Annotated in this window: 14 protein-coding genes and 3 other annotated features (1 of these 17 running past the window's edge); of the genes, 6 read left to right on the top strand and 8 right to left on the bottom strand. The window is 37.0% G+C overall.

The window, feature by feature from the left end; translation table 11 throughout:
- The first annotated feature begins 177 nt into the window (after positions 1 to 177).
- Positions 178 to 363 (top strand): twin-arginine translocase TatA/TatE family subunit, encoded by a 186-nt coding sequence (gene tatA, locus PB01_RS18495; RefSeq protein WP_151701540.1) that lies wholly within the window; start codon positions 178 to 180, stop codon positions 361 to 363.
- A gap of 130 nt (positions 364 to 493) precedes the next feature.
- On the opposite strand, the gene rbsK is transcribed toward tatA, so the two are convergent.
- The 8 genes from rbsK to PB01_RS18455 all read right to left on the bottom strand — a co-directional run bounded on the left by rbsK (position 494) and on the right by PB01_RS18455 (position 8,914).
- Complete coding sequence (gene rbsK, locus PB01_RS18490; RefSeq protein WP_151701539.1) at positions 494 to 1,375, bottom strand: ribokinase; 882 nt, start codon at positions 1,373 to 1,375, stop codon at positions 494 to 496.
- A 53-nt stretch (positions 1,376 to 1,428) separates the two neighbouring features.
- On the bottom strand, positions 1,429 to 2,385 hold the full coding sequence (locus tag PB01_RS18485) for a nucleoside hydrolase (RefSeq protein WP_151701538.1): 957 nt from the start codon (positions 2,383 to 2,385) through the stop codon (positions 1,429 to 1,431).
- 11 nt (positions 2,386 to 2,396) lie between these two features.
- Complete coding sequence (locus PB01_RS18480; RefSeq protein ID WP_151701537.1) at positions 2,397 to 3,401, bottom strand: LacI family DNA-binding transcriptional regulator; 1,005 nt, start codon at positions 3,399 to 3,401, stop codon at positions 2,397 to 2,399.
- Between the two features lie 213 nt (positions 3,402 to 3,614).
- A complete protein-coding gene (locus tag PB01_RS18475; protein WP_151701536.1) occupies positions 3,615 to 5,414 on the bottom strand; it encodes a CotH kinase family protein in 1,800 nt (599 codons plus the stop codon).
- A 15-nt stretch (positions 5,415 to 5,429) separates the two neighbouring features.
- Positions 5,430 to 6,113, bottom strand: a complete 684-nt coding sequence (locus PB01_RS18470; protein WP_151701535.1) for a DUF4956 domain-containing protein — start codon at positions 6,111 to 6,113, stop codon at positions 5,430 to 5,432.
- 22 nt (positions 6,114 to 6,135) lie between these two features.
- The gene (locus tag PB01_RS18465) at positions 6,136 to 6,813 is read right to left on the bottom strand and encodes a polyphosphate polymerase domain-containing protein (protein WP_151701534.1); all 678 of its coding nucleotides are present in this window, start codon (positions 6,811 to 6,813) and stop codon (positions 6,136 to 6,138) included.
- Between the two features lie 192 nt (positions 6,814 to 7,005).
- The gene (locus PB01_RS18460) at positions 7,006 to 8,238 is read right to left on the bottom strand and encodes a sensor histidine kinase (protein WP_151701533.1); all 1,233 of its coding nucleotides are present in this window, start codon (positions 8,236 to 8,238) and stop codon (positions 7,006 to 7,008) included.
- Positions 8,231 to 8,914: a response regulator transcription factor gene (locus PB01_RS18455; protein ID WP_151701532.1), complete on the bottom strand. Its 684-nt coding sequence runs from the start codon at positions 8,912 to 8,914 to the stop codon at positions 8,231 to 8,233. The genes PB01_RS18460 and PB01_RS18455 overlap by 8 nt, the downstream gene beginning before the upstream one ends.
- Before the next feature lie 185 nt (positions 8,915 to 9,099).
- On the opposite strand from PB01_RS18455, the gene fabI reads away from it, so the two are divergent.
- From fabI to PB01_RS18430, 5 genes are all read left to right on the top strand, one after another.
- A complete protein-coding gene (fabI, locus tag PB01_RS18450) occupies positions 9,100 to 9,879 on the top strand; it encodes an enoyl-ACP reductase FabI (RefSeq protein WP_151701531.1) in 780 nt (259 codons plus the stop codon).
- Positions 9,880 to 9,902: 23 nt separating this feature from the next.
- Positions 9,903 to 10,109, top strand: coding sequence for a helix-hairpin-helix domain-containing protein (locus PB01_RS18445; protein WP_151701530.1), 207 nt, complete (start codon positions 9,903 to 9,905; stop codon positions 10,107 to 10,109).
- Between the two features lie 115 nt (positions 10,110 to 10,224).
- Complete coding sequence (locus tag PB01_RS18440) at positions 10,225 to 12,267, top strand: catalase (protein WP_151701529.1); 2,043 nt, start codon at positions 10,225 to 10,227, stop codon at positions 12,265 to 12,267.
- Positions 12,268 to 12,424: 157 nt separating this feature from the next.
- Positions 12,425 to 12,678, top strand: a binding site (T-box leader).
- Positions 12,679 to 12,729: 51 nt separating this feature from the next.
- Positions 12,730 to 14,370, top strand: coding sequence for a methionine--tRNA ligase (gene metG / locus PB01_RS18435; protein ID WP_151701528.1), 1,641 nt, complete (start codon positions 12,730 to 12,732; stop codon positions 14,368 to 14,370).
- A gap of 118 nt (positions 14,371 to 14,488) precedes the next feature.
- Entirely contained in the window at positions 14,489 to 15,823 is a 1,335-nt protein-coding gene (locus PB01_RS18430) for an FAD-dependent oxidoreductase (RefSeq protein WP_151701527.1), read from the top strand.
- A gap of 65 nt (positions 15,824 to 15,888) precedes the next feature.
- Positions 15,889 to 16,116: a binding site (T-box leader), on the top strand.
- A 39-nt stretch (positions 16,117 to 16,155) separates the two neighbouring features.
- Positions 16,156 to 16,222 (top strand) — a binding site (T-box leader) (it continues 160 nt past the right edge of the window).

The raw sequence follows: 16,222 nt of genomic DNA, 5'->3' as shown, positions 1-16,222 counted from the left end.
TTTTAATTGTTTATACATACTTTATTGTAAGTTGCAAAAGTTCTTTATCACATTTGTTTACAAATTGCAATGAAGGAGTATAATGTGTAAATGAAACAAGAAAACAAATTTTACATGTCATTTTATTAACTATTCGCCAATGGATTCTAATAAAAACAGTAATAGGGAGGAAAAACCATGCCAAACATCGGAGTACCAGGTTTAATTATTATTCTAGTCATCGCTCTAATAGTCTTCGGACCAGCCAAACTACCTCAACTAGGCAAAGCTGTTGGAGAAACGTTAAGAGAATTCAAGAAGTCAACAAAGAATATTGTGGATGATGTAACAGAGGAATTTAAAACAGAAGATAAAGAAAAATAAATACAGAAAGGCCGATTATTTATACAGTAGTCGGTTTTTTTATTTGGGTTAAAAAAACGAAATGTACTTTAGTAGAATTGGAATCCCGTAGCAATATAGAGGATTGCTACGGGATTCCATCTTTATTTATTTAAAATGACGAGGGCAAGGTAGGTTGTGCTCCCATTTGTGTAACAGCAAATGCAGCGACTTCGGATGCATAAAGGATACTCTCTTTCAAGGAGTGTCCTTTACATAAGCCTACAGCTAACGCACCGTTGAATGCATCCCCAGCCCCAGTTGTATCTTTCACATTAACTTGGTTTGCTTGTATGCGGCCATGTTCATGACTATTCAAATAATATGACCCTTTTTCACCTAAAGTAACTACTACCGCTCCGACTCCTTTTTGAACTAATAAGGAGCATGCTTGGTAAAGCTCTGCATCGGTTTCAGTTTTTAGACCCGTTAATACTTCTAACTCTGTTTCATTTGGTGTTAATATGCTCACTTTACTTAATAAGGAATTGCTAATTTCTTGTGCAGGAGCTGGATTTAATATAATTGGTATACCTTTTTGTGCTGCAATACTTGCTGCAAACTCTACAGTTGGCATCGGAATCTCCAATTGTAAAAGTAGGGCATTACTCGCTTCTATTTTGCTTCTTTCTGCTTGAATCTGTTCGGTTGTCACAAGGAAATTTGCTCCAGCAAAAAGTACTATCGAATTTTCCCCTGAATCTGCTAGTTGAATTATCGCTTGTCCAGTTAATCCAACCTTCTTTATAGCGGAAGTATTAACTCCTCTCGCTTGTAGGTTTTGCAAGGCTTGTTCACCGAAAACATCCACTCCGACATTCCCTATAAAGTTGACATCGGCCCCTAATTGCCCAGCGGTTACTGCCTGATTGGCTCCTTTACCTCCAAAAAACATCTCATGTTTGGTGCTGTGTAATGTTTCCCCTGCTTTCACAATATGGGGAACCTGATACACAAGATCCATATTGATGCTCCCTACGACGGCTATATTCATGAATCATCTCGCTCCTTTCCGTTTGAGCTATCGCAACAGGTTTAACATACTTTTTATCCGATTTGTTGGCCCATTATTTTAACTGCATTCAGAAATTGCTCGAGGAACTTCTCTCTGTGAACCGTATGCAATACTTTCACATTATGAGGAAGCCCTGTTCGTTGAGAATAATCTACAACCGTTGTTCCGGATGTAAGTCTTCCTTCTAGTTCCACTGCCACATGGCAATCATCCCCTGAAAATAGCTCGGGTGTTAATACATAAGATACTGCGCATAAATCATGTAAACGAATCTGTCCTTCAAAATTAGGGGTATGGAAAGCAGTTTGCTTTGCAGTATGAATGTAAAAACGAAGCATTGTAGCAACCTTGAGTGCAAATTCAGTTCCTATTGCTTCAATTTCATCTAATTCTTCTATTGTGACGTAAGCTTTATGAGTGACATCAAGTCCACTCATTACAATAGGAACTCCTGAACGAAAGACAATATCTGCTGCATGTGGATCGACGTATACATTAAACTCTGCAGTTGGTGACATATTTCCACCAACAGCGGCGCCACCCATATAAGAAATGTATTTAATTTTCGATTTCACTTCTGGATGTGCTAATAGAAGTGCGCCTACGTTTGTAAGTGGGCCAGTTGCAATAAGAATTATTTGCTCATCACTTAATAGTAGTGTTTCTTTCATTGCTTCAACTGCTGTGCGATTACTTAACTGGAGTGTAGGTTCAGGAAATTGGACATCACCGAGTCCATTTTCACCATGTACTTCATCAGCAATTTCAAGTTTGCGGAAAAATGGCTTATCTAAACCTTTAGCAACTTCGATATTTTTTTTCATATAACTAGTGAAAGCGAGTGCATTGTATATCGTTTTTTCTTGCGTTTGATTTCCAGGCTCTGTTGTGATTAACTTAATATCTAATTCCGGATGTGCAAATGCAAGGGTTAGTGCCATTACGTCATCAATACCAGGATCACAATCAATAATTACGGGAATAGTCATTTCATTACACCTCATTTTATTTTTTTCGTACTTTCTCTAACGATTAAAGTTGGTTCAAAAATTACTCCTTCAGATGAATTGGTTTCAATTTCATTTATGAGTAGTTCGATTGCTTTTCTTCCCATTTCATATGTACCTTGTTTAACGGTAGTTAGTTTTGGGATTAAAGCAGTTACTAAAGGAATATCATCAAAACCGACGATGGACAGTTGTTCAGGAACTTGAATTCCTAGCTCATGAGCAGCCCGATAAATTCCACATGCCATTAAGTCATTGCTGGCAAATATTGCAGTCACGAGGTTATTTTGTAGAAATTTCTTTGCTATTAGATAAGCCACGTCCATCTGAAAGTCACCAACTAAGATAAATGATTTAGGGAGATCTATAGAAGCTTCTGTTAAGGCACGTTGAAATCCGGAAAGACGTTGTTGTGCATTCAGAATCTCAGATGGACCTGTCATACATGCCATTTTAGTATGCCCTAAGTCAGCCAAATGCTTTCCTGCAATATATCCTCCTTTTTCATTGTCTAAGAAAACACCGGGGTGGTTACTTGCTTCCTCGCCACGATCAAATAATACGTATGGAATTTTTCCGCTCTCTAATTGATCTCTGCTAGTCTGAGACAACCGATTCTTACTTGAAAGTAAAATCCCATCAACTTGTTGTTCTTGCAGCAATCGTAAATAGTTTTCTTCTTTTTGGGATTGATCATCTGAATTACAAATGATGAGGCTATAGTTTCTTTCGTTTGCCTCATCTTCAGCACCTCTACAAAGTTCTGGGAAAAAGGGATTGGAGATATTTGGGACGATTAACCCAAGCATATTGGAACGCTTTGTCACTAGACCACGTGCTAATTTATTTGGCTGATAATTTAACTCTTCTATTACCTGCAAAACTTTTTTACGGGTTTCTTTTGACATACCTTCTGCTTTATTATTCATAACCCTTGAAACAGTAGTAATTGAAACACCTGCTACTCTTGCAATATCCTTAATCGTTAACTTCCCCATATATGTATCACCTATTCCTTTAGTTAGGAAAACGTTTTACGAAAACGTTTTCTCTGAACAGTATAAAGATTATTGTAATCGATTGCATTTGTCAATAAAATTTCAAGTATTTATCGAATCCTTAAAAAAACTTTAACTGCTCCTGGATTAATTGAAAGAAAGCCTTGCTATAGGGATTCCGTATCATTGGAACCCCAAGCAAGGCTTTTTATATTACTCCCTTCGTCGCTTAAATCGGCTAGTTGCAAAGGTGAGTAGAACTAATAAAACCACACTTACTGCAGACGTAATAATCATTGTTTTTGAATATCCAGTAGATTGCGTACCAATTGTCCCGTTTTCACCAAATCCAGGCCCACCTTGTCCACCACGCATCCCTTCCCCATTAGGATGTTGCATACCTTCAGGCATTCCCTCGCCATTAGGATGTTGCATACCTTCAGGCATTTCCCCACGATTATGAGATTGCGCACCGTCTACTGCATTATCGTTACTATTTTTATTCGCTGCGCCATCAGTTGATGGAGCGCTAGTATTAGAATTAGTGTTTTCCACCACTAATTCTCCCGATAGTTGTGCAAGTATAGAGTCACTTCGTTTGCTTGCAAATTCGATAATCCCATTGTCACCATGAACATCTTCTTCAAACTCATCTACTGTATAAAATGCAGTTGGATCTTTCTCTACATATGGGTGAATCAATGTATAAACTTCATCCACCATTTGAGTGAAGTTTTCTTTCGCCAAAAAAGAAGTAGCAATTTCAGAGACATACTTTTCATATAATGCTACATTTCCTTCATTGGAAAGTAGTGCATTGATAAGTGGACGCTCTTCCATTGTTGTACCACTTACAGGCTCATAGATGCTTAAGTTAATAGTACTGTCACTTAATGCATTACCAACCATCATGCCCATTGGTTGACGGGCATCGCTCTGAGCAGCTCCTGAATTAGCATTTGCAGGAGCCATATTATTTTGTCTTTCTGTTTGTGCGTCATTTATAGTAGGGGCTACTGCATTTCCAACGTTTCCAGCAGCGGCATCTTCACGACCAGGGAATCCATCTTTTCCACCGCCGCCACCCATGCCTGCCCCGAAACCACCGAATGCCATATTATAGTCCCATGGTAAGACAGAGAATATCCCATCTTCTTCATACAAATAGTAATTATGTTTCAAATTCCCTTGATAGCTGTCAAGATTGACGAGTGCCGTATTAGCTGTAAAATAACGTAGCATTTCATCTACATCCAAAACGGTTTCCAAATCGGAATTTTCTGCATTTATCGCGTTAATAAAGTCCATAAATTCGTCTTCATCTTGTCTACTAATGTCTGTTTTAGCCCCAATTCCAGTATAATCATTATAATCATTGGAAATATACTTTAAATCGCTACCAGTACCATCTGGTTTATATAGAGAGTCAGATCCTTTATCGAAACTTCGAGCAAGGAATGTTTCTTCAATTGCTTCCACACCAAGATATAGTCCCCATTCTTCTCCATTAATCGTTACATACATATACGAATAACCTGGCGTAGCAATGCCGAGACCGTCCATCATTTTATAGGACATAAATTCTCGCATTTGAGAAGCGTCACTATAGTTATTATTCAAATTTAATTTTTTCAATCCATCTAGACTTTGTGTACTGTCATAATAGTCAAAGTCTATCTTAAAGCTATATCGTTCCGAATCATCCATTTGAACGACAGACCGAAGCGACAGATTACCCTTCGTCCGTAAGCCAACATGATTAACGGTAGTGCCGTTAATGGTTACATTCGCTTCGACTATTTCTTCATCAGAGGCATTTGCAAGCATTGTTGTTAAATCTTTATCATCCAACTTAATATCCACACTTGTAACTTTGCTTTGGTCAAAGACGGTGTCCATATATTCATAGCCTCTGTTTGTCGATTCGAGTCCAACTTTTGGATAAACAAATAGGCCAAAACAAAAGAGGACTAACAGGAGGCTAAACACCAAGATAACGGGCGTTTTCTTCATGCTTTTTCCTCCTTACTAGGCAGTGAAATTACCATCATAGCTAAGCATTACAGCAGAGGTAACCCCGTCTACGTCAGCTATCAAATTGATAATATTTTGTTCCTCTTTTTTCAAACGAACTTCATACGTATTCTCATAATAACTTTGTCCAACGGCAGATTTAGATTTCAATGTATGCTTTTTAGAAAGATTACCAACTAATTTTTCAAGTGTTTTTTCTACTTCCATATGGTCGTATTTTATTACAATAAGATATGGATTTTCGACTGTAATACGGTTTACAAATAAAACAAGAACAAGACCGATCAAAGCAGAGCCTAAAATCACGAGCGGAATAAATCCAGCACCACATAAGATACCTACAACTATGGACCAAAATAAGTAAACTAAATCCATAGGATCTTTAATAGGTGTTCTGAAGCGGACGATGGAAAGTGCACCAACCATACCAAGAGACAATAGAACGTTTGAAGATATACCCATAATAATTAGGGCAGTTGCCATAGATATGACAATCAATGCAATATTGAAAGTATGCGAATAAATTACACCGGAATAGGTCTTTTTATAAATCACATATATAAATAACCCAACTGCAAAAGCTACTAGTAGGCCTATTAAGGAATCTACTAGCGAGAAGCTAGTTGTTTGCTCCAGAAAACTTGATTTGAATATATCTTTAAAAGTAGTAGTATTCATTATTATTTCCTCCATTAAGTAATTAGCCGAACATGCGGCCTAATTGATATTTTGAAAACGCGCTACTTCGTCTATCGCTAATTTGAAGCAACTTTTTGATTACATCTGGTAAGTATCCGTCGTATTTCACTTCCACAATAACAGTCCCGTAATCGAGCACGTCGATCATTGGTGTATGAAGATTCAAAAGATCTGTATTATGAAAACTTGTTTTTACGTCACTATCAAATGTCACACGCACATTTCCTTCTTCTTTGATGAAAACTTCTCTCGTGTAATCAATGATTGTTACCGGCTTTAACTGATAAAGCGTCATATGAAGATGAAGCTCATTTAACAATTTACGTTCATCATTCTGCAACCACTCAATATCTCCTAGTCGAATTTTTTCATATTCTTCAGGAGTAAGTGAGCACTTTTCTTTGAATGTCATATTGTTTACTTTCGTTTTTTTCTCTACGTTCATGTAAGCAAAATTATTGTTGTACAATCGCACTCTAAATTTGCAACGATTGAAATAACCTTCTTTCTTTTCGGTTAATACTTTATTTGTAAAATTATCAAAGTAAATGCTGCGGATTACATACTTACCATCTGGACCTGCGTGTGGGTCTGGGGACATGATATGCTGTAGCTTTTGTTTTAACAAATAGCAATCTGCTTTAGACATTTCGTGTTTAAGCTCATGTCTTCCTTTCATTTTTTTCTCTCCTTCATTGGTGAAATATTATTCCTGTAATGAAGTATAGAAAGGAAACCTTAAAGAAACCTTAAAGCTTTAAATGAAGCGTCTGGGACTTTTGATGAAACTAGAGTATTCCAACTAACTCATTTCCCAACCAAAAAAGTGCCGCAACCTCATGGGTTGTGGCACACAAAAGCGCTATTATTTTCATCTATTAGCTGGTAATGTAACCTGAAAAACAGTTCCTTTTTGCCTATTAGAAAATACATGTATGGACCCGTTGTGACTTTCTACAATCCACTGTGCAATGGAAAGTCCGAGACCAGTTCCCGCAGATTCAAAGGCTCTGGCTGTATCTTCGCGGTAAAATCGATCAAACACCCGGGGTAAATTTTCAGGTTTAATGCCAATTCCTGTATCATTTACTTCAATAATGACTTGTTCAGGAACATTTTTTACAACAATATAAATTTTATCAGTTGCATTTGTGTATTTCAGTGCATTATCTAACAGAATAATGAGAAGCTGATGAATTCGTACTTTGTCGGCTAAAATGGCGTGATCATTGTGAGTTTGCACGATTAATTCTTTTTCTTCGAGTTCCGCCATTTCGATAAAAGGTTGTGCAACTTCTGTCACAAGCTCGCTAATATTCACTGATTCTTTTTGGAGCTGCTGTTCTAATGAGTCCGCTCGAGCGAGTGTAAGCAGATTACTCGTCATTTTGGTCATTCTTCTAGTTTCGGAAAGACTAAGCCCAATCGACTCAAATTGTTCCATAATAGTAGCATTTGGTTTTGTTAATAGATGCTCTAGCTTGCTTTGAATAATGGTAAGGGGGGTACGTAATTCATGTGATGCATTTTCGACAAATTCTGATTGCTTATTCCATGAATTAATAATTGGTTTCATTGATCGTTTTGCAAGAACATAGCTCGCAGTAATGGAAAGAAGTACGAATATAATCGTACAAGTAGCGAGTATTTCGATAAAGTTACCAATTACATTTTGTTCTGCTTCGATACTGATTAATAACTCTGTGAAAGTACCGTTACTATTTTCATAAAGCAGTGAACGAAATACATAATCACTACCAATTTTGGTCGTTTGAATTGAATCTACAGTGTCCGGTAAAAAAGGAATATCTCCTGAGAAGTCATTTAAAAATCTCGTGCCAATTTGTTCGCCATTTAAAATATTTCCTGCATCATCTCTAACTAGCACAATCATTCTGGGGTTGAAGGGACGAGGGGGTCTATTTCCAGGCCTTTCTTCCATCTGCTTTGCCATTTTTAATTCATTATCCACTGAAGAGTATAATGTTCCTTCCACGAGTTGATAAATAATAAAAGAAAAAATAGAAAAAATAATTGTGAAAGCTACAAAATTCAATAGTGCAAGTCTATTTTGCTGCTTTTTAATCATTTGGTTCCTATACATGTGGAGCACCCTTATTTAGCATATAGCCCAGTCCGCGGAATGTACGGAAATTTTCATCATATCCAAATGGTTTAAGTTTCTTGCGAACATGACTCACATATACTTCTACGACTGTTTGAGAAGTTTCGGAGTCAAACCCCCAAACACGGTCAAAAAGTTGCTCTTTCGTCACGATTGTTCCTTGATTTTTAACAAGAAATTCTAATACATCGAATTGGCGACCATTCAATTGAATTTGTTCACCATTAATGGATGCCTGCTTATTTGTTAAATCAAGCAGCAAATCCTCAAAAGTTAATGTATTAATCTTTATTTGATTATTGGAGCGTCTAACGAGTGATTGCAATCGAACCAGTAGTTCATCCCGATGGAAAGGCTTCACTAAGTAATCATCAGCTCCTGTTTCAAAGCCTTTCACTTTATCTGATATACCATCCTTTGCAGTTAGCATAAGAACTGGTGTCATAATTCCTTTTTTACGAATAGCTTCAACAACCTCATAACCGTTCAAACCTGGCATCATGACATCTAAAAGTATAATATCATCAACGTTTTGCTCCGCCATAAATAACCCATCTTCGCCGTTATGCGCCATGCGGACTTCGTACCACTCACTAACCATATCCTGCACACTTTCAGCCAAGAGCCTATCATCCTCCACTATCAAGAGCTTCATGTAACGCACCTCTATTTCTCCAAGATTACTCTACTAATTGACATAATAGTACATCATTCAATTGAAAAATCAAAACGAAAATAGGAGAGAGAATAGTACAAAAGGAAGGAAATATGATAAGATAAAATTAGTAACTGGTACTAATAATAGGTATAGTATATTGCGATAATAAATGGGAGGTTTATATGAAAGATTTAATTCAATTAAAAGATAAAAATATAGTTGTAATGGGTGTTGCAAATGAACGTAGTCTTGCTTGGGGAGTGGCTAAATCACTATTTGAAGTTGGCGCAAACGTCATTTTCACTTATCGTAAAGAACGTTCTTTAAGTAAAATTGAAAAAGCTTTAAATGATAATAATTTGGAAGCAAAACTAGTAGTTGAGTGTGATGTTAATAGTGATGAAAGCATGAAAGCCGCTTTCGAATTGATTGGGAAAGAAGTAGGAGTAATCCACGGGGTTGTCCACTCGGTTGCTTTTGCAAATGCGGAAGACTTGAAGAATGATTTTATTAATACTTCTAGAGAAGGTTATGCGTTTGCACAAGACACGAGTGCGTATTCACTAATTGCTGCGGCTAGAGAAGCGGCTCCTTTCATGACTGAAGGTGGCTCTATTGTTACAATGAGTTATTTAGGAGCAGAGCGCGTGTTGGAAGGATATAACGTAATGGGAATTGCAAAAGCATCATTAGAGGCTTCTGTTAAATATTTGGCGTTAGATCTTGGGAAAAATAATATTCGTGTCAATGCTATCTCTGCTGGAGCTGTTCGTACACTAGCGGCAAAAGGAATCTCTTCTTTTAATACTATTTTGCATAAAATTGAAGAAACATCTCCTTTAAAACGCAATGTTACAGCAGAAGAAGTAGGAGATATGACAGTTGCACTGCTAAGTAATTTATCTAGAGGTGTAACAGGAGAAATCGTTTACGTGGATTCTGGATATAATATTATGGGCTAACCTTAATATGAGGAGAGTGTATAATGACGACTAAAAATGATTTTCAAGGAATACTAGCTAAGCCAGGGCAACGTGCACTTGCAGGAGTAGGAATTGAGAATTTTGAGCAATTGTCCAAGTTTACGAAAGCAGAGATTATGGAACTCCATGGTATTGGAAAAACCGGCTTCAAACTGCTCTTGCAGAAAAAGGGCTGTCATTCGAATAGAAAGATAAATAGAAACGGATGAAGAGTGAATCTTCATCCGTTTTTTTGTTGTCTGCTAGTTTTTTTTTCCTTTAAAAATGTTTTTTACTAGAGTCAAAGGGTATTAGAGATAAATATGATACGAATTCAGAGGAGGAATAAGCTTGGATAACAAGGTGAATGAAAACAGCAAAAATAAACAATTGGAACAGTTTCGCGTAGATGACAAAGATAAAGCAATGACCACAAACCAAGGGCTAAAAGTTTCGGAAGATGAATTTTCCTTAAAAGCTGGTGAACGTGGTCCTACATTACTAGAGGACTTTCATCTTCGAGAAAAAATGACTCACTTTGACCATGAGCGAATTCCAGAGCGAATTGTACACGCAAGAGGATATGGGGCGCATGGTGTTTTCGAATTATATGAATCAATGCAAGATTATACTAAAGCTAAATTCTTGCAAACAACCGGAGTAAAAACTCCTGTATTTGTAAGGTTTTCAACGGTAGCTGGGTCTCGAGGATCTGGTGAACTAGCAAGGGATGCTAGAGGTTTTGCTACTAAATTCTATACAGAAGAAGGAAATTACGACTTAGTAGGGAATAATATCCCTGTTTTTTTCATTCAAGACGCTATAAAGTTTCCCGATTTAGTGCATGCCTTGAAACCTGAACCACATAACGAAATACCACAAGCCGCAACAGCACATGATACTTTTTGGGATTTCATCGCAAACAATCAAGAAAGCGCACATATGATAATGTGGGCAATGTCTGACCGAGCAATTCCTCGAAGTTTTCGAATGATGGAAGGATTCGGAGTCCATACATTCCGGTTTATTAATGAAGAAGGAAAGTCTCATTTTGTAAAATTTCATTGGAAGCCAGTGCTAGGAGTCCACTCGGTTGTGTGGGATGAAGCCCAGAAAATAAATGGGAAAAATCCAGACTTCCATCGACAAGATCTTTATGAAGCTATTGAAAATGGGGATTATCCGGAGTTTGAATTAGGAGTTCAACTAATTGAAGAGAAAGATGAGTTCCAATTTGATTTTGACATTTTAGATCCAACAAAGCTATGGCCAGAGGAAGAAGTGCCGGTAAAAATTATTGGGAAAATGACATTGAACCGTAATGTAGATAATGTTTTTGCGGAAACGGAACAAGTTGCTTTCCATCCTGGACATGTTGTCCCTGGAATAGACTTTACAAATGATCCTCTCCTGCAAGGAAGACTGTTTTCTTACACAGACACACAATTAATCAGATTAGGAGGACCAAACTTCCACGAGCTTCCGATTAACCGACCTGTTTGTCCTTTCCATAACAATCAACGAGATGGGTATGGTAGACAAACGATTAATGTAGGGCAAGTAAGCTATCATAAAAACTCTCTTGCTGGTAATACTCCAACACCTGTAAGTGAGGCGGAGGGTGGTTATGCAAGCTACCAAGAAAAAATAGAAGGGCGTAAAATTCGTGTAAGAAGTGAAAGTTTTAAGGATCATTTTTCACAGGCAACATTATTTTGGAATAGTATGAGTGACCTCGAAAAAGAGCATATTGTAAATGCGTTCAGCTTCGAGCTAGGAAAATGTAAAGAAATATCTGTTCGCCAACAAGTGTTGGAAATGTTTGCAAAAGTTGATTTGGGATTAGCAAATCGAGTAGCTGAAAACCTAGGTTTAGAAGTGCAGGGAAGAAATGTATCAACGAACACTAAATCTTCTCCAGCACTTAGCCAGCTTAATACAATCATGACACATAGTACACGTAAAATTGCGGTTTTAGCTACTGATGGTTTTGATAGTGAACTTCCAGCCATTTTAGATGATTTAAAAGCGAAATGTACTCAGCCAGAAATTGTAAGTGATCATCAAGGATTTATTAAAGGGGATGATGGATCTAAGTTGCCGGTGGATCATACTTTCTTAACAGCCGACTCAGTTTTATTTGACGCAGTCTACATTGCATGTGCACAAGGCGAATTTTCCCTATATAAAAAAGAAGCATCTTACTTTCTTAAAGAAGCGTTTGCTCATTATAAGCCAATTGCCTCAACATTTAGCGGCAACCAACTTATAGATGAACTCGGTTTAACTGGAAAAATTGGCGTTTTAATGAATGAAGCAGGAAACAATTTTATTGCTCGTTTTATTGAGTTAATTGCTAAACACCGCTTTTGGGATCGTGCTGTATAAGGTAGATGTGGAACTTCAATAATTTCTGATTCTACTCTTGCGTTAATATTCTTTGGGGATTACCCAGTTAGCTAGGGATGGTTTTGAAAAAGTTTAATTCTAATAAATTCGCTTTACTAATCCTTTAGTATTTGATATATTCTGATAAATGGATATTTTATAAGCTTTGAAGAGAAAAGTAAAGTGATGTTGTTTTTTAAAAGAGAGCTTCGTTTGCTGAAAAGAAGCAAAAAACACTTATTTGAAAATGGCCTCTGAGCTTCGTACTGAACGTATTCTTACTAGTAAGCTACGACAAGTATCGGCACTTGTTATAAATGCCGGAGTATTATGTTTTGATACTCGCTAAGGTAAACAATGAGAGTTGTTTATAAATTTAGGTGGTACCACGAGTTTAACCTCGTCCTTTTATTAGGACGGGGTTTTTTGTGTTAAATTTTAAAAATAAAAAGGAGATGGAAAATGAGTATTTTTATTGGAGGAGCTTGGCCTTATGCGAATGGCTCGTTACATTTAGGACATATAGCAGCTTTATTACCAGGGGATATATTGGCCAGATATTATCGTTTAAAAGGAGAAAATGTGTTATACGTTTCTGGAAGTGATTGCAATGGAACACCTATATCCATTCGGGCAAAACAGGAAGGTACAACAACTAAAGAAATAGCCAATCGTTATCATAAGGAATTTCAAGAATGTTTTACAAATCTAGGGTTCACTTATGATTTATACACACGAACAGACGGAGAATTTCATCATCGGATTGTCCAAAAAATATTTTTGACATTGCTCGAAAACGGTCATATTTATAAAAAGGAAATTGATCAAACATATTGTGAGTATGACAATCAATTTCTTCCGGATCGATTCGTGGAAGGTATTTGCCCGAATTGCTTACATCCTTCAAGAGGGGATCAATGTGATAATTGTTCAACCATTCTAGATCCATTAGACTTACTTGATCTAAAATGCAAAATATGCGGAAATGAACCAATAGTGAAAAAAACAGAGCATTTTTACTTTGCTTTAAGCCAATTTCAAAAAGAACTCGAATCGTATGTTCATACAGCAAAAAGGAAACATCACTGGAGAGAGAATGCACTAAATTTGTCTGAGAGATATCTTCATGAAGGACTCATTGACCGAGCGGCTTCTAGGGATTTGCCTAATGGTGTTGGTATACCTGTGATAGGTTATGAAGATAAAAAGGTATATGTTTGGATTGAAGCAGTTTCAGGTTATTATTCTGCAAGTAAGGAATGGGCATCTCTTCAGGGGACGAATGACGAAGCATTTTGGAGCGAAAATACGACTTCTTACTATGTGCATGGAAAAGACAATATTCCATTCCATACAATCATTTGGCCTGCGATATTATTAGGAATTAACAATCACTCCTTACCTACACATATTGTCTCTAATGAGTATTTAACATTGGAGAAAAAGAAACTTTCTACGAGTAAAAATTGGGCAGTTTGGGTGCCTTATATTTTAGAGAAGTATCATCCAGATTCAATCAGATACTTTTTAACGACGAATGCACCGGAAAACCGGGATGCGGATTTTTCTTGGAGGGAATTTATTTTAAGTCATAATTCAGAGTTACTTGGAGCGTATGGGAATTTCATCAATCGTACGTTGAAATTTATTGAAAAGTCATATGGTGGGATTATTTCGAGCGGAGTGATAAATATTGAAATAAAAGAAAAGATGGAGAGCCTGTATGACATAGTTGGAGGGTTAATTGAATCAGGACACTTTAAACAAGCGATAGATCAGGTCTTTGATTTTATACGATCTGCGAATAAATACTTTGATGCAGAGCAACCATGGAAACAAATTAACGAAGAAAAAGATTCATGTGATAATACTCTTCTTACTTGTGTTTTCATCATTGCAAATGTCTCACAAATACTAGAACCGTTTCTTCCATTCTCCAGTGCAACAGTAAAAGAAACGTTGAATCTAGAAGAACATAGTTGGAAAGTAATTCAGAAAAAAAGCTACACATTATCTTGTGTTTCCCCGTTATTTGAACGATTGGATATCGACTTGATTGGAGAAGAACTTACTTTTTTGGATACTCAAGTGAATAATAATTGAGAAAAGGTTTTTCACACTCTGAAACTTCCTTCCTTTTATGTGTGAGAATCCTTTTAATTCAAATTAGTAATTATGGGTATAGTAATTGGAAGGTAGAAACTTATAGGGAGGGAGATTTATGCAGTACGTAATTATTGGTGGGGATGCGGCAGGAATGAGTGCAGCAATGGAAATTGTTCGAAAGGATCCGACTGCTCAAATTACTACACTCGAAAAAGGACATATATATTCGTATGGACAATGTGGTTTACCTTATGTAGTTGGAAAGCATGTTCCATCTTCTGAGGATGTTATTGCAAGAAGCGTCGAAACATTTCGAAGTAAGTATGGAATTGACGCAAAGACGGGATATGAAGTAACCAATATTGATGTAGCAAATAAAACAGTATCGGGAAACATCTTGCAAACAAAAGATACATTTGAAGTAAACTATGATCGACTACTTATAGCTACAGGAGCTAGTCCAATTATTCCTAAATGGGATGGAAGTAATTTAGCTGGAATTCATACGATTAAAACAATACCTAATACAGAAGAGATTATAGCTGATTTAGAAAATGCACATCAGGTGACGATTATCGGTGGAGGTTATATTGGTCTAGAAATGGCGGAGAACTTTGCAAGTCTAGGAAAGAAAGTGCGAATTATTCAACGCGGAGATCAATTAGCGGGCATTTTTGATAAAGACATGGCAACTTTTATTCACAAAAAAGCTGCTGACCACCATGTAGAGGTAATCTTGAATGAAGAAGTAAAATCGTTTGCTGGTGGGAAAAGAGTAGAGTCGGTCATAACGAACAAAGGAAGCTACCAAACCGATTTAGTGTTAATAGCAATAGGTGTAAAACCGAAAACAGAATTTTTAAAGGATACCGGAATTACTACACTACCTAATGGAGCAATCGTCGTTAATGCTCGTTTAGAAACAAATGTGGAAAATATCTATGCAGCAGGAGATTGTGCAACACATTTTCATCGAATAAAACAAGAAGATGATTACATCCCTCTTGGTACTACAGCTAACAAGCAAGGTCGTTTGGCTGGACTCAATATGATGGAAGATGGAAGAGAATTCAAAGGGATTGTTGGAACTTCCATTATGCAATTTTTTGATTTATCGCTTGGTAAAACTGGGCTTTCTGAAAAAGAAGTGGAGCAGCTTGGCATTCCGTACGAGACACTTATGCAGCAAGCAACCGATATTGCGGGTTATTTCCCCGGTAAGAAAACGATGCACATCAAATTACTCTATCGAAAAGAAGATCAATCACTACTAGGAGGCCAAATCATAGGTGGAAATGGAGTAGATAAACGAATTGATGTGTTAGCTACGGCACTTTACCATCAGATGACGATAAGTGAGTTATTAGATTTAGATCTTGCCTATGCACCACCATACAACGGGGTTTGGGATCCTTTACAACAATTGGCAAAGCGAATGGAAAGAAAATAAGGAAACAAAGACCTTGACGATTTTCTTTTTGTTGCATATACTAATCAAAATCAGTTTCAGAAAATTAACAAGCAAAGAAAAGGACATGAATTATTTTCCGATTTTCTTATTAGAGAACAGGGCCAATGGCTGAAAGCCCTGAAGAAAAACGAATGATTTACCACCTTGGAGCTATTATGGGGAAAGCAATGAATGCCATTATCCATAATCGGGAAACCGTTATCTTGTATGAGCGCAATACATTTTTTGTGTTGCAAAATTAGGGTGGAACCACGACCACACTCGTCCCTTTACCAGGGATGGGTGTGGTCTTTTTGTATTTATAATCAAATAATGAAGCGAAGAAAAGGATATGAATCATTTTCATTTCTCTTATCAGAGAACAGGGTCATTGGCTGA

Origin of the sequence: Psychrobacillus glaciei (assembly GCF_008973485.1) — a bacterium.
GTDB classification, from domain to species: Bacteria; Bacillota; Bacilli; order Bacillales_A; family Planococcaceae; genus Psychrobacillus; species Psychrobacillus glaciei.
Note: the sequence above shows the minus strand (reverse complement) of the source record. Positions and strands in the feature narration are given on the sequence as shown.

Bases quoted from the DNA above. Each gene is read 5' to 3' on its own strand.
- fabI (WP_151701531.1), top strand. From the start codon at position 9,100: ATGAAAGATTTAATTCAATTAAAAGATAAAAATATAGTTGTAATGGGT.
- metG (WP_151701528.1), top strand. From the start codon at position 12,730: ATGAGTATTTTTATTGGAGGAGCTTGGCCTTATGCGAATGGCTCGTTA.
- rbsK (WP_151701539.1), bottom strand. From the start codon at position 1,375: ATGAATATAGCCGTCGTAGGGAGCATCAATATGGATCTTGTGTATCAG.
- PB01_RS18455 (WP_151701532.1), bottom strand. From the start codon at position 8,914: ATGAAGCTCTTGATAGTGGAGGATGATAGGCTCTTGGCTGAAAGTGTG.
- PB01_RS18430 (WP_151701527.1), top strand. From the start codon at position 14,489: ATGCAGTACGTAATTATTGGTGGGGATGCGGCAGGAATGAGTGCAGCA.
- PB01_RS18475 (WP_151701536.1), bottom strand. From the start codon at position 5,414: ATGAAGAAAACGCCCGTTATCTTGGTGTTTAGCCTCCTGTTAGTCCTC.
- PB01_RS18445 (WP_151701530.1), top strand. From the start codon at position 9,903: ATGACGACTAAAAATGATTTTCAAGGAATACTAGCTAAGCCAGGGCAA.
- PB01_RS18480 (WP_151701537.1), bottom strand. From the start codon at position 3,401: ATGGGGAAGTTAACGATTAAGGATATTGCAAGAGTAGCAGGTGTTTCA.
- tatA (WP_151701540.1), top strand. From the start codon at position 178: ATGCCAAACATCGGAGTACCAGGTTTAATTATTATTCTAGTCATCGCT.
- PB01_RS18485 (WP_151701538.1), bottom strand. From the start codon at position 2,385: ATGACTATTCCCGTAATTATTGATTGTGATCCTGGTATTGATGACGTA.
- PB01_RS18470 (WP_151701535.1), bottom strand. From the start codon at position 6,113: ATGAATACTACTACTTTTAAAGATATATTCAAATCAAGTTTTCTGGAG.
- PB01_RS18465 (WP_151701534.1), bottom strand. From the start codon at position 6,813: ATGAAAGGAAGACATGAGCTTAAACACGAAATGTCTAAAGCAGATTGC.
- PB01_RS18460 (WP_151701533.1), bottom strand. From the start codon at position 8,238: ATGTATAGGAACCAAATGATTAAAAAGCAGCAAAATAGACTTGCACTA.